The sequence below is a fragment of the Azospirillum melinis genome (genome assembly GCF_013340935.1).
GTDB classification, from domain to species: domain Bacteria; phylum Pseudomonadota; class Alphaproteobacteria; order Azospirillales; family Azospirillaceae; genus Azospirillum; species Azospirillum melinis.
Genome location: NZ_WHOS01000060.1, coordinates 13197 through 25073, shown reverse-complemented (window position 1 = coordinate 25073; position 11877 = coordinate 13197). Strand labels below are relative to the sequence as shown.

The 11877-nt window shown below is 65.8% G+C and carries 12 protein-coding genes; 9 read left to right on the top strand and 3 right to left on the bottom strand.

Annotated features, from left to right (window positions below; all coding sequences use genetic code 11):
* Window positions 1–6: 6 nt before the first annotated feature.
* From GBZ48_RS29230 to GBZ48_RS29220, 3 genes are all read left to right on the top strand, one after another.
* Window positions 7–741 carry an aspartate/glutamate racemase family protein gene (locus tag GBZ48_RS29230; protein ID WP_174474232.1) on the top strand — a complete coding sequence of 245 codons (735 nt, stop codon included), beginning with the start codon at window positions 7–9 and terminating at the stop codon, window positions 739–741.
* A gap of 108 nt (window positions 742–849) precedes the next feature.
* Window positions 850–2301: a DHA2 family efflux MFS transporter permease subunit gene (locus GBZ48_RS29225; protein ID WP_174474231.1), complete on the top strand. Its 1452-nt coding sequence runs from the start codon at window positions 850–852 to the stop codon at window positions 2299–2301.
* Window positions 2302–2556: 255 nt separating this feature from the next.
* On the top strand, window positions 2557–3447 hold the full coding sequence (locus GBZ48_RS29220; protein WP_098738890.1) for a LysR family transcriptional regulator: 891 nt from the start codon (window positions 2557–2559) through the stop codon (window positions 3445–3447).
* Between the two features lie 778 nt (window positions 3448–4225).
* Here GBZ48_RS29220 and GBZ48_RS29215 read toward each other — a convergent pair.
* Window positions 4226–4840, bottom strand: a complete 615-nt coding sequence (locus GBZ48_RS29215; RefSeq protein ID WP_281362508.1) for a Hint domain-containing protein — start codon at window positions 4838–4840, stop codon at window positions 4226–4228.
* Window positions 4841–5041: 201 nt separating this feature from the next.
* Window positions 5042–5221, bottom strand: coding sequence for a hypothetical protein (locus GBZ48_RS29210; RefSeq protein WP_174474229.1), 180 nt, complete (start codon window positions 5219–5221; stop codon window positions 5042–5044).
* 152 nt (window positions 5222–5373) lie between these two features.
* Here GBZ48_RS29210 and GBZ48_RS29205 point away from each other — a divergent pair, with 152 nt between their 5' ends.
* The 4 genes from GBZ48_RS29205 (at window position 5374) to GBZ48_RS29190 (ending at window position 8703) form a co-directional block, all read left to right on the top strand.
* Entirely contained in the window at window positions 5374–5643 is a 270-nt protein-coding gene (locus tag GBZ48_RS29205; RefSeq protein ID WP_098738887.1) for a ribbon-helix-helix domain-containing protein, read from the top strand.
* A gap of 170 nt (window positions 5644–5813) precedes the next feature.
* On the top strand, window positions 5814–6458 hold the full coding sequence (gene trhA / locus GBZ48_RS29200; protein ID WP_174474228.1) for a PAQR family membrane homeostasis protein TrhA: 645 nt from the start codon (window positions 5814–5816) through the stop codon (window positions 6456–6458).
* A gap of 131 nt (window positions 6459–6589) precedes the next feature.
* The gene (locus GBZ48_RS29195; RefSeq protein ID WP_246307542.1) at window positions 6590–8122 is read left to right on the top strand and encodes a lysozyme inhibitor LprI family protein; all 1533 of its coding nucleotides are present in this window, start codon (window positions 6590–6592) and stop codon (window positions 8120–8122) included.
* A gap of 122 nt (window positions 8123–8244) precedes the next feature.
* Window positions 8245–8703: a MarR family transcriptional regulator gene (locus tag GBZ48_RS29190; protein ID WP_174474227.1), complete on the top strand. Its 459-nt coding sequence runs from the start codon at window positions 8245–8247 to the stop codon at window positions 8701–8703.
* Window positions 8704–8743: 40 nt separating this feature from the next.
* Here the strand turns inward: GBZ48_RS29190 and GBZ48_RS29185 are convergent, their stop codons facing one another.
* Entirely contained in the window at window positions 8744–9733 is a 990-nt protein-coding gene (locus GBZ48_RS29185) for a 2-hydroxyacid dehydrogenase (RefSeq protein ID WP_174474226.1), read from the bottom strand.
* A 238-nt stretch (window positions 9734–9971) separates the two neighbouring features.
* Here GBZ48_RS29185 and GBZ48_RS29180 point away from each other — a divergent pair, with 238 nt between their 5' ends.
* Window positions 9972–10508 (top strand): SH3 domain-containing protein, encoded by a 537-nt coding sequence (locus GBZ48_RS29180; protein WP_174474225.1) that lies wholly within the window; start codon window positions 9972–9974, stop codon window positions 10506–10508.
* A gap of 108 nt (window positions 10509–10616) precedes the next feature.
* Window positions 10617–11852, top strand: coding sequence for an argininosuccinate synthase (locus GBZ48_RS29175; protein ID WP_098738883.1), 1236 nt, complete (start codon window positions 10617–10619; stop codon window positions 11850–11852).
* Window positions 11853–11877: the final 25 nt, after the last annotated feature.

Here is an 11877-nt window from a genome sequence, read left to right as displayed (position 1 = left end):
ACCGCGATGACGATCCATCCAACCGTTCGCCCCCTGCCGCAGAAGACCATCGGCGTGCTCGGCGGCATGAGCAATCAGGCCACCGGCGAATATTACCGTCTTCTCAACGACGGGCTGAATGCCCGGCTGGGCAACTGGGACAACGGCGAGATCGTCATCGTCAGCGTGAATTTCGGCAACATCGAGCATTTCGTCCGCACCGGTGACTGGAACGGCGCCGAACGCTATCTCTCCGGCAAGGTCGATGCGCTGGAGCGGGCCGGCGCCGATCTGGTCATCTGCGTGTCCAACACCATGCACCGGGTGGTGGAGCCGATCATGGCCGGCCGCAGAATCCCCTTCATCCACATCGCCGACCCGACGGGCGAGGCGATCGCGAAGGCCGGGCTGCGGCGGGTCGGCCTGCTCGGCACCGCGGCGACCATGCGGTCCGACCTGCTGGCGGAGCGGTTCCGCGACCGTTTCGGTGTCGAGCTTCTGGTGCCCGACGAGGCCGACCAGACCCTTGTCGACCGCATCATCTTCGACGAGTTGGTCCGGCGCGACCTCCGCCCCGACTCCAAGGCCGAGTACCTGCGCATCGTCGAGGATCTGCGCCGCCGCGGCGCCGGGGGCGTGATCCTGGGCTGCACCGAGATCTTCCTGCTGATCGATCAGCCCGACCTGCCGGGCTTCCCGGTTTTCGACACCACACGGCTGCACACGCAGGCGGCGGTGGACTTCGTCTCTGCGGCCGGGTGATCCGTCTCCGACCGCGCTTACGCATGGCAGGGCTTTCGCATGGGCGATGGTCAATGCGGCGGGACGCCTCACATTCGTAGGGTTCCGCTCCCTGCCTGACGGTCCGTCATGTCGCGCGTCACCCCGCTGATCATCGCCTGCGCCCTGTTCATGGAGAACCTAGACTCGACGGTGATCGCCACCGCCCTGCCGGGCATCGCGCAGTCGATGGGCGAGGATCCGCTGCGGCTCAGTCTGGCGATGACCTCCTACATGCTGGCGCTGGCGGTGTTCCTGCCGGTCAGCGGTTGGGCGGCCGATCGTTACGGCGCCCGCACCGTCTTCGCCAGCGCCATCGGCGTCTTCATGGCGGGCTCCATCGCCTGCGGCCTGTCGAACGGGCTGGCGGAACTGGTGGCCGCCCGCATCCTCCAGGGCATGGGCGGGGCGATGATGGTGCCGGTCGGCCGGCTGATCCTGCTGCGCACCGTGCCCAAGGACCAGCTGGTGACGGCGATGGCACGGATGACCCTGCCGGCGCTGATCGGGCCGGCGCTGGGGCCGCTGGTCGGCGGGGCGATCACCACCTACGCCTCCTGGCGCTGGATCTTCTTCATCAACGTGCCGATCGGGCTGGTGGGCATCGCCCTGGTATTGGCGCTGATTCCCAATCTGAAGGAGGAGCAGCGCGATCCCTTCGACGCCCGCGGCTTCCTGTGGAGTTCCATCGCGCTGGCAGCCTTCATGTTCGGCTTCGAGAATGTCGGGCGCGACCTGCTGCCGGCCACTGCGGTGGCGATCCTGCTGGCGGTGGCGCTGCTGGCGACGCTGGCCTATCTGCGCCATGCCCGGCGGGTGGCGCGGCCGGTTCTGGACCCGTCGCTGTTCCGGCTGCAAACCTACCGGGCGTCGGTGCTGGGCGGCACCCTGTTCCGCATCGGCATCGGCGCGGTGCCTTTCCTGATGCCGGTGATGCTGCAGATCGGCTTTGGCCTGACCGCCTTCGAGTCGGGCGCCCTCACCTTCGCCGGAGCGGCGGGCGCCCTGACCATGAAGGCGCTAGCCGGCCCGATCCTGCGCCGCTTCGGCTTCCGTCCGGTGCTGACGCTGAACTCCATCGTCAGCGGCGTGATCCTGGCCAGCTACGGCGCCTTCCGTCCCGATACGCCGCATCTGCTGATCCTGGGCGCGCTGCTGCTGGGCGGCTTCTTCCGGTCGCTGCAATTCACCGGCATGAACACGCTGAGCTACGCCGAGGTGCCGCAGCCGATGACAAGCCGCGCCAACACGCTGGCCAGCGTGATGCAGCAGCTGTCGATGAGCCTCGGCGTCGCCGTCGGCGCCACCACGCTTCACCTGACCGTGCAGTGGAGCGGCACGCTGACCCCGGCCTCCTTCGTTCCCGCCTTCCTGACGGTCGGGCTTATGGCCTGCGCCTCCAGCCTGCCCTTCTGGCGCCTGCCCGCCGATGCCGGCGACGAGATCAGCGGACATATCGGCCGCCGCAGTGCGGACAAGCCGGCGGGCGATGCCCGCAGCGCGACGGTCAAGGCCGCCGCCCTGACCGACGCCGCGGATTAGCAAAACGGGGGCGAACGACCGCCGCCCCGTTTCCGAGCATCGCAAACATCCCTATCCATTATACGGATATGCCCGGATCGCTGTGACTTCGGATGAGAATAACTCCGGTGATCATGATTAATTTTCGTGCGAATCGCTTTTACTAGCGCGTGCGTTCCGGGCGCGTTCCCGCTATAAACATGCATGGCGGCCATGCGCCGTCCTCAAGATAAACGGGAGGCTCCGGGCGGTTGCGCATCGGGGCGGGACAGCATGATGGATTGGGACAAGCTTCGGGTCTTCCACGCGGTGGCCGAAGCCGGCAGCTTCACGCACGCCGGCGAGACGTTGAACCTCAGCCAGTCGGCGGTCAGCCGCCAGATCAGCGCGCTTGAGGAAAGCCTGGGCGTTCCACTGTTTCACCGCCACGCCCGTGGGCTGATCCTGACCGAACAGGGCGAACTGCTTCACCGCACCGCCCGCGACGTCTTCGCCAAACTGTCGATGACCGAGGCGATGCTGACCGAAAGCCGGGAGCATCCCAAAGGCCCGCTGCGGGTGACGACGACCGTCGCCTTCGGATCGACCTGGCTGACGCCGCGCATCAACGAGTTCATGTCGATCTACCCGGACATCCAGCTGACGCTGCTGATCGACGACGACGAGTTGGATCTGGCGATGCGCGAGGCGGACATCGCCATCCGCATGAACACGCCGCGTCAGCCGGACCTGATCCAGCGGCACCTGATGTCGATCCGCTTCCACCTCTATGCCAGCCAAAGCTACCTGAAGAAGAAGGGCTCACCCAAGACGTTGGCGGAGCTGGACAACCACGACCTGATCACCTACCCGCCCGACGTGCGGGCGCCGATCCCCAACGTCAACTGGATCATGGAAATGGGCGATCCGTCGCCCAACCGGAAACCGATCCTGCAGGTCAACAGCGTCTACGCCATCTACCGCGCGGTGGAGAGCGGGCTTGGCATCGGCGCGCTGCCCGACTTCTTGGTCGACAGCTTCTCCAAGGACGTGACGCGGATTCTGCCGGATGTCGACGGGCCGAAGGTCGATGCCTACTTCGTTTATGCCGAAGAATTGCGCCATTCCAAGCGCATCGCCGTCTTCCGCGACTTCCTGGTTAAAAAAGTGGCAGAAACTCCGTTCTGACCACGAACATTTTCAGTGATCTTGTAAGAGAATTGCCAAAAATGACAGCGCCGCTCCAACTTACCGGAGCGGCGTCATCGTTTTTGGCATTTTTATTAGCTTTCTAAGGGACTTCAGAAGCCATGCGTGTCTTGCATGGTAGATTTATACATTTGTGCCTGGAAAGTTGGCAGCAGAATGGTCAAATTTTGATCGTTGGATGTTGCGACGCAGCATCTGATGTTTCGTCCCGGAGGTCTCCCCTCCGGGGTTGGGTCCTCGGACCCAGCGTCTCCCAGACGTGAAGCCTCCCTGTTCAACTCGCCGCTAATCCAATGGGTTAGCGGCGGTTTTTTTATGTGGCCAGGGGTTGGGCTACGCGGGGGGCCACAATCTGCATGGTTTCTGCTGGCTGCTATGGTCGGCCGCAAGGTGACGGGCAGTCGAGGTCCGTCTTTTCCCAGCGCATCATTCCCATCGGCAGATCATCACCGGGGATGGGACGCCCGGCCAAACCGGGGCATGCCGAACGCCGCCCGCTGGCTCGACATGCCTTCGCCGAGGCATCGCGCCATCCGCACTCATTTGTAGGGGAGCCGGCGGAGGTCAGGAAGGTCGCGACATCCAGCGGATTCTTGTTCAGTCTTTTGAAGAGGCCCGGCTGCTTTCGGCAACGGTCGTAACAGGACGGGTGAAGCTCCTAGACGCCCCCATCCTCCGCCAACGCAAAAGGGCCGCCCCACAGGACGGCCCTCTCTTACATTCGACAATCCGGCCCACAGACGGGCCAAGCCCTGCTTCAGGCCAGTTCGGCCGTTTCGATCTGCTCGGCGCGCTTGTTCACGTTCTTGCGGATTTGCTCCAGCGCGGCCAACGGGATGTCGATCTTCACACAGGGTTCCTGAATGCGCGGATCGTCCCCCGGATACAGCGCCTCATACTCGGCAGCGTTGTCGTAGGCCTGACGGTTGTCGGCTTCGAGATAGGTCTCGACCGGCAGCCCTTCGGCGTACATGCCGTCATGGCTGTCGAGTTCGATGTGGAAATACTCGATCTCATCCATCGCATCCACTTGCCGAACCGACGAGCCGTTGATCAGCAGACGGGCCGAAACACCGTACTCGCCGATCAGCAGCGCATGGCTGGGGGAGATATAGAGATCGCGGGACGGCATGTTCCGGGCGATGGCGTCACGGGCGATCCGCACCGGCAGATGGACCTTGCGCAGATGCTCGGTATCGAAGGACGAGCCCGCCAGCAGACGCTGGCCGATCCAGCGGATCGAACGGAACTCACCGGTCACCGACGACTTGATCATATCGCCGATCTTCAGGCTTTCGACGGGTACATCGCCGAACATGGAACGAACGTAAGTGCCGCGGAGGATGCAGGTCGGAGTCGCGATCGGAACCATTGCCTGGGAAGTCCCATTTCGGTTTGAGAAGCCCTCCGCCTGCCCCCCTGATTTTCAAGGCTGGGAACGACGGTGGTAAGTCCGGAAGGTTACTCCCCCATGCAATTCGTGTGTGTGCGAAGTTGTGCAGATTTACGACCACGCGTGACCAATTGTCTCAGCACCTTGGATGTGACCGCCACGTCCCTCTCACCGCTCCGGTCAGCCACCGCCTTCATTCCGTGACGGCTGCGGCATTTCGTCCCCGTCCTGCCCCACCAGCGCTTCGCGGGCAATGGCGAGGATGTTGTCCAGACGGATGACCAGTTCGTTCTCGCACAGGGCGGAACGTGCTGCCGCCGCCTCGTTCATGATCGCACGCAAGGCTTCGTTTGGTGTCATGCCGTCCCCCGATCCGATGTCGATCCCATGATGCCCGCCCGGCCCTTCGACGGCTCCCCGCTCAATGGGTCATTTTCCCTGTGAAAAACTTCACAGCACACACCCCGCCGTTTCACATACCCATTTATGCATCAGCAACGGAGGGCTCTCCCATGCACATGCGCAACATCAGGGTGAACGGCAAGCGGACCAGCATGAAGCTGATGCCGGTGGAGTGGGAGTCGCTTGAGGAAATCTGCGCCCGCGAGTTCATGACGATGAGCGAACTGGTGTCGAAGATCGATGCCGAACGCCAGGACTGCGACAATCTCACCGGCTGCGTCCGTGTCTATGCCCTGTGCTACTTCCGCAAGGCCGCCAACCTGTCGGAGCCGATGCCGCGCCATCGCCACACCGCGGCCGTGGCCTTCGCAGCGGAGTAACGGCGCAACGCGGCCGTTCCGTCAGGCATAAGCGGTTCGCCGAAGCAGCGCCCGCCGGGTTCTTTCCATCGGACAGGGCCGCTGGCGTGGCCGCTGCCGGCACACCATGTTCGACGCAGGCCCCATTCCGGCGGCCGACTTCTCTTTGCGTCGACCGAAGCGGTGTGCCAATGCCGGATGCCCACCAGTTTCCCGTCTACAGCGTCGGCGAGCGGCGGGCCGATGCGGTCGTTCATGCCATCGGTGTCACCGCCGGCCTCGCCGGCTTCGTCTGGCTGCTGAATGCAGGTGTGTTTTCCGGCGCCGTTCCGGCCCATACGGCGCTGGCGCTGACCGTCTACGGCCTGGGGCTGGTGGGGATGCTGACGGCCTCGGCCGCCTACAACCTCGCCCCGCCCGGCTTCGGCAAGGCGGTGCTGCGGCGGATCGACCATGCGATGATCTTCGTGATGATCGCCGGCACCTACACGCCCTTCACGCTGGGGCTTGGCCAAGGGATCGGGCTGGGTGGCGCCGTCTGGGGCGGGGCCGCCTTTGGCGCCGCGCTGAAGCTGCGCTTTCCGGGTCGCTTCAACCGGCTGGGGCTGGCGCTCTACCTCGGACTGGGCTGGGCGGTGGTCACGGCGCTGGAACCGCTTGGATCGGCATTGTCGGCGCCTGCCCTGTGGCTGCTGATCGCCGGCGGTCTGGTCTACACCGTCGGCGTCGTCTTCCACCTGATGGATCGCATTCCCTACAACAACGCCCTCTGGCACCTGTTCGTGCTGACTGCGGCCAGTTGCCATTTCGCCGCAATCGCAGTCGCTTTTCTTTGACTGCTTCCTTTGATTGCCGCTCTTCGGAATTGCCGGGGAGGCAGAGGACAAGCCGCAACGGATTCCGTATCTTCCGCGGATCACAGTCCCAGGAAGGCATGATGGGCCGGGCAGAGAAAAACCGAGCGGTTATGGACAAGCGCAAAAACGGGAAGCCGTCCATCGACGGCGCAATGCTCGCGGGGGCGGCTGCGCTCTCGATCATGGTCATCGGCGGGGCGGCAAGGGCGGAGCCATCCTTCGACTGCAAGGCGGCCTCCACGCCGGTGGAAAAGGCGATCTGCGCCGATCCCAAGCTGGCCGATGCCGACCGGGAGATTGCCGGCCTCTACAAGGCGTTGCAGGATTTGTCCGCCGCCGCCGACCGTGACCGGCTGCGGACGGAACAGCGGGCCTGGCTGGCACAGCGCAATCAGTGTGCGACCGCGGCCACTCCCGGCTCCTGCCTCGGCCCGGTGCTGGATGCCCGGCGCACCGCGCTGTCCGACTCGATGCCGAAGGCGGTCGCCGCAATGTCCGCCATCGTCGACGGCATCGCCGGCGACCCGGCCGGCGCCGCCAAACGGCTTGCCGAAATCCGCGGCGGGCTGGGCAAGGGATGGAACGCCTATCTGCTGCGCTTCGGCCCCTCCCCCGACCGGGCAAAGTCGGAGTCGCTGCTGCGCGAGGCCATCGCTGGCATCGAGGATTCCTATGCCCGCGAGACGGCATCCGGGGTCGATCTCGCCACCGACGACGGCTTCCTGACCGCTCTGCGCGTCGTCAGCGACGAGGTGGAGATGGCGTGGCCCTGTTCGGTGATGGAGAAGCGCGGAGCGGCGGCCTGGAAAGCGATGGAGCCGCTCTATGGCAGCAACCGCGACAATTTCGGCGCCTATCCCGCCTGCCCCGACGACAAAGCTCTGCTCGCCACCCCCGCCTGGAAGGCGGTTGACGACCTGCTCGCCCCGATGCTGGAGGCGGCCTCCAACCGCACCGGCACGATCCGCTTCGCCACCTACCGCCAGATGGGCATCGACCGCATGAAGTCGGCGGTCGATCCGCGCCTGTTCGTCGCAGATCAGGGCGACGATGCCCCGCAACTGGCCCAGCTGGTCAAGGATGCCTCCGGCTGGTCCAATCCGCGCTGGATCGCGCCCGGCTGGGGCGACCGCCTGCGCAAGGCGGTGGACGGTGCGGTGACGGCCTGGACGCCGCAGATCGCCACCCGCTACGGCATCCCCGCCGCCGAAGCCCGCAAGATCGCCGAGGCGGTGGCCGCACAGGGGCTGAATGGCAGCATCGGCCTGATCACCGACAATCTGGAGATCCAGAAGGACACCCGCCTGCCGGACTGGCTGCGCGGCAACTGGAGCTGGAGCGGCGGCGGGGCGGACGACGCGCCCTTCAACGCCCCCGCCGGAAAGGCACGCATCGACGAGACCAGCATCTGCGTCGGCAGCGAATGCACGGGTTACGATGTCGCCGGCCAGGGAGAGGACGCTTTCTTCGATCCCAAGGAGGTCCCCGGCGGGGTGAAGCCTGCTGCCAACGCCGCCAAGCAGGCGGTCAGCCTCGCCCCTGTGTCGGCCGGCAGCAGCCTGACCGTCGTTCCGCTTGCCGGCGGAAACCTGCTGCTCACCGGCACGGCCAAGCCGGTGGTGCTGAAGCGCGAAGGAAAGTAGGCCGGCACCGGCGCCGTCCTTCTCCCGGGAACGCGAAAGTCTTGCCTGCACCGTTCGGGTAAGCGACACTTCGCGGCGCGTGCTGCGGTTGCGGAACCGCACGCGGCTTTCCGGGGGGAGGCATGGCACGGAACCTCAAGGCGCTCGGGTTGTGGCGCACCGCGCTGGTCGCCAGCGTCCGAAAGGATGCGCCGGACCTGTCGGCGCGGCAATTGGCGATCCTTCTCCAGGTTTATCTGACCGACCCGCCGCACACCGTGCGCGGTCTGGCGTCCCTGCTGAACATTTCCAAGCCGGCGGTGACCCGTGCGCTCGACCGTCTGTCGGTCCTGGGCTTCGTCAAGCGCAAGCGCGATGCCGAGGACAAGCGCAACGTGCTGGTCCAGCGCACCGTGAAGGGCAGCGTCTATCTGTCCGATTTCGCCGAACTGGTGATCGCCGCCGGCGCCGTCGCGCCGGAGGACATGGCCCGCATCCAGGCCGACGAGCAGCTGGCCGCCGCCGCCAAGGCAAGGCTGGAGGCGGAGTTGCAGGAGGTGCCGGCACGGGAGGCCGCCCCGCTGGAAGCCTCCGCGTCCTGACCGGTGCCTTCCCCTGTCCCAAGGGGAAGGGAACTGCGTCTTACAGCAACGCTTCCAGAACGCGGTCGGGCGGGGCGTGGCCGTCTGAGAAGGTCTTGATGTTGATCACCACCTTCTCGCCCATGTCGATGCGGCCTTCGATGGTGGCGGAGCCCATGTGCGGCAGCAGGACGACGTTGTCCAACCGCAGCAGCTTCGGATTGACCGCCGGCTCATGCTCGAACACGTCCAGGCCTGCGCCGGCGATTTCGCCCTTCGACAGCATGCGGGTCAGCGCCACCTCGTCGATCACCTCGCCGCGCGAGGTGTTGACGATGTAGCAGTGCGGGCGCAGCAGCTTCAGCCGGCGTTCCGACAGCAGATGGTAGGTGGCCGGCGTGTGCGGGCAGTTGATCGACACGATGTCCATCCGCGCCAGCATCTGGTCCAGGCTGGACCAGTAGGTCGCCTCCAGTTCCTGCTCCAGCTCCGGATGGACGCGGCGGCGGTTGTGATAGTGGATCGACATGCCGAAGGCACGCGCCCGCTTGGCCAGCGCCGAGCCGATGCGGCCCATGCCCAGGATGCCCAACCGTTTGCCGCTGATCCGGTGGCCCAGCATGGTGGTCGGACCCCAGCCGGTCCACTGACCGGAGCGGACCAGACGCTCGCCCTCCGCCACGCGGCGCGCGGTGGCCAGCAGCAGCGCCATGGTCATGTCGGCGGTGTCCTCTGTCAGGACACCCGGGGTGTTGGTGACGACGATGCCGCGCTCGCGCGCCGCCTTCAGGTCGATGTGGTCGACACCGGTGCCGAAGGAGGCGATCAGCCGCAGCTGCGGCCCGGCGGCCTCGATCAGCGCGCGGTCGATGCGGTCGGTGACGGTGGGCACCAGCACCTCGGCGATGTTCATCGCGTCCTGCATCTGGGCAGGGGTGAGCGGCACGTCGTCCGGATTGAGCCGGGTGTCGAACAGCTCCATCATGCGCGTCTCGATGACGTCCGGCAGCTTGCGGGTGACGACAACGAGCGGCTTCTTCTTGTCGGTCATCGGTGCTGGTCCTCCCTTGCCCCGGCTGCCCGCATCTGAAGGTCTCGGCACAGGCTGCTCCGGTCCATGGTTGCCATACCAAGCGGTCGTGGGACTGTCCAGAAGTCCGTCGCGAAAGGCCACCCTGCGGCAAGCCGGCCGCATCGTCCGATGGGGGTGGCGGCGCTTGCCCTATCGAACGGGTGGTCTCTATAGTGCGGCCCGGTTTGCCCTCCCCTATTCCTGTTCCGGTGCCGCCATGCCTGTCCGCCGCCGCTCCGTCCTCGCCGCTCTGGCCCTGATCGCGGGGTTGGGGGCGGGGCTTTTCGCGGGCGGCGAGAGCGCGGCGCTCGCCGCGGAGGGAAAGGACCCGACCCACGCGTCGGGCCTGCCGATCCCCCGCTTCGTCACCGTGCGCGTCGGCGAGGTGAACCTGCGCTCCGGCCCCAACGGCAGCTACCCCATCGAATGGGTGTTCAAGCGCAAGGACATGCCGGTGGAGATCATCCAGGAGTTCGACACCTGGCGCCGCATCCGCGATTGGGAGGGGGCGGAAGGCTGGGTGCACCAGAGCGCGCTGTCGGGACGCCGCGGCATTCTGATCGTCGGCCAGACCCGCGCGATCTATGAGTCGCCACGCGGCGACGGCGCCGTGGTGGCGCGGGCGGAGCCCGGCGTCATCGGATCGCTGAAGAAGTGCCGCGACGAGTGGTGCGAGGTCGATGTGAAGGGCTATCGCGGCTGGATGAAGCGCGCCGATTTCTGGGGCACCTACCCCGGCGAGAGAATCGAGTAGCCGGTCCCGGTCATTCCCAGGGGCAGATCGGCGCCGGCAGGGCTTGAAGGCGGGCGGGAAAGGCCGTACGGTCGCGGCCTTACCTTTCTCTACTGCAAGAGCAGTCCCATGAGCGGCGCGTCCGGCAAACAGATCAAGAAAGTGGTGCTCGCCTATTCGGGCGGCCTCGACACTTCGGTCATCCTGAAGTGGCTGCAGGAAACCTATTCCTGCGAGGTGGTGACCTTCACCGCCGACCTCGGCCAGGGCGAGGAGTTGGAGCCCGCCCGCAAGAAGGCCGAGCTTCTGGGCATCAAGCCGGAAAACATCTTCATCGACGATCTGCGCGAAGAGTTCGTGCGCGATTTCGTCTTCCCGATGTTCCGCGCCAACACGCTCTACGAGGGCACTTACCTGCTCGGCACCTCGATCGCCCGGCCGCTGATCGCCAAGCGGCAGATCGAGATCGCCAACATGGTCGGCGCCGATGCCGTCGCCCATGGCGCCACCGGCAAGGGCAACGACCAGGTCCGCTTCGAGCTGGGCTATTACGCCCTGCGCCCGGATATCACGGTCATCGCGCCGTGGCGCGAATGGACCCTGAACAGCCGCACCACGCTGCTGGACTACGCCGAGAAGAACCAGATTCCGATCGCGAAGGACAAGCGCGGCGAGGCCCCCTACTCCACCGACGCCAACCTCCTGCACATCTCGTACGAGGGCAAGGCGCTGGAGGACCCGTGGGTCGAGCCGGACGAGGACATGTACACCCGCTCCGTCGCCCCGGAAAAGGCGCCGGACACTCCGACCTATATCGAGGTCGAGTTCAAGAACGGTGACGCGGTCGCCATCGACGGCAAGGCGCTGTCGCCGGCAGCCCTGCTGACCGAGCTGAACCGCCTGGGCGGCGAGAACGGCATCGGCCGCCTCGATCTGGTCGAGAACCGCTATGTCGGCATGAAGTCGCGCGGCGTCTACGAGACCCCGGGCGGCAGCATCCTGCTGGTGGCGCACCGCGCGATGGAGAGCATCACGCTCGACCGTGGCGCCGGCCATCTGAAGGACGAGCTGATGCCGCGCTACGCCGAGCTGATCTATTGCGGCTACTGGTGGAGCCCGGAGCGTCTGGCCATCCAGGCGCTGATCGACCAGACCCAGTCGCTGGTCAACGGCACCGTCCGTCTGAAGCTGTTCAAGGGCAACGTCACGGTCGTCGGCCGCCAGTCGCCCAACTCGCTGTACCGCATGGACTATGTGACCTTCGAGCAGGACAGCGTCTACAACCAGAAGGACGCGGAAGGCTTCATCAAGCTGAACGCGCTCCGCCTGCGTCTGGGCGCGATGGCCAAGCAGAAGATCGGCTGATCGAAGGACCGGCTCCACCGCCCGC

Excerpts from the sequence above, each read along its gene's own strand:
- GBZ48_RS29230 (WP_174474232.1), top strand. The coding sequence starts at position 7 with ATGACGATCCATCCAACCGTTCGCCCCCTGCCGCAGAAGACCATCGGC.
- GBZ48_RS29225 (WP_174474231.1), top strand. The coding sequence starts at position 850 with ATGTCGCGCGTCACCCCGCTGATCATCGCCTGCGCCCTGTTCATGGAG.
- GBZ48_RS29220 (WP_098738890.1), top strand. The coding sequence starts at position 2,557 with ATGGATTGGGACAAGCTTCGGGTCTTCCACGCGGTGGCCGAAGCCGGC.
- GBZ48_RS29215 (WP_281362508.1), bottom strand. The coding sequence starts at position 4,840 with ATGGTTCCGATCGCGACTCCGACCTGCATCCTCCGCGGCACTTACGTT.
- GBZ48_RS29210 (WP_174474229.1), bottom strand. The coding sequence starts at position 5,221 with ATGACACCAAACGAAGCCTTGCGTGCGATCATGAACGAGGCGGCGGCA.
- GBZ48_RS29205 (WP_098738887.1), top strand. The coding sequence starts at position 5,374 with ATGCACATGCGCAACATCAGGGTGAACGGCAAGCGGACCAGCATGAAG.
- trhA (WP_174474228.1), top strand. The coding sequence starts at position 5,814 with ATGCCGGATGCCCACCAGTTTCCCGTCTACAGCGTCGGCGAGCGGCGG.
- GBZ48_RS29195 (WP_246307542.1), top strand. The coding sequence starts at position 6,590 with ATGGACAAGCGCAAAAACGGGAAGCCGTCCATCGACGGCGCAATGCTC.
- GBZ48_RS29190 (WP_174474227.1), top strand. The coding sequence starts at position 8,245 with ATGGCACGGAACCTCAAGGCGCTCGGGTTGTGGCGCACCGCGCTGGTC.
- GBZ48_RS29185 (WP_174474226.1), bottom strand. The coding sequence starts at position 9,733 with ATGACCGACAAGAAGAAGCCGCTCGTTGTCGTCACCCGCAAGCTGCCG.
- GBZ48_RS29180 (WP_174474225.1), top strand. The coding sequence starts at position 9,972 with ATGCCTGTCCGCCGCCGCTCCGTCCTCGCCGCTCTGGCCCTGATCGCG.
- GBZ48_RS29175 (WP_098738883.1), top strand. The coding sequence starts at position 10,617 with ATGAGCGGCGCGTCCGGCAAACAGATCAAGAAAGTGGTGCTCGCCTAT.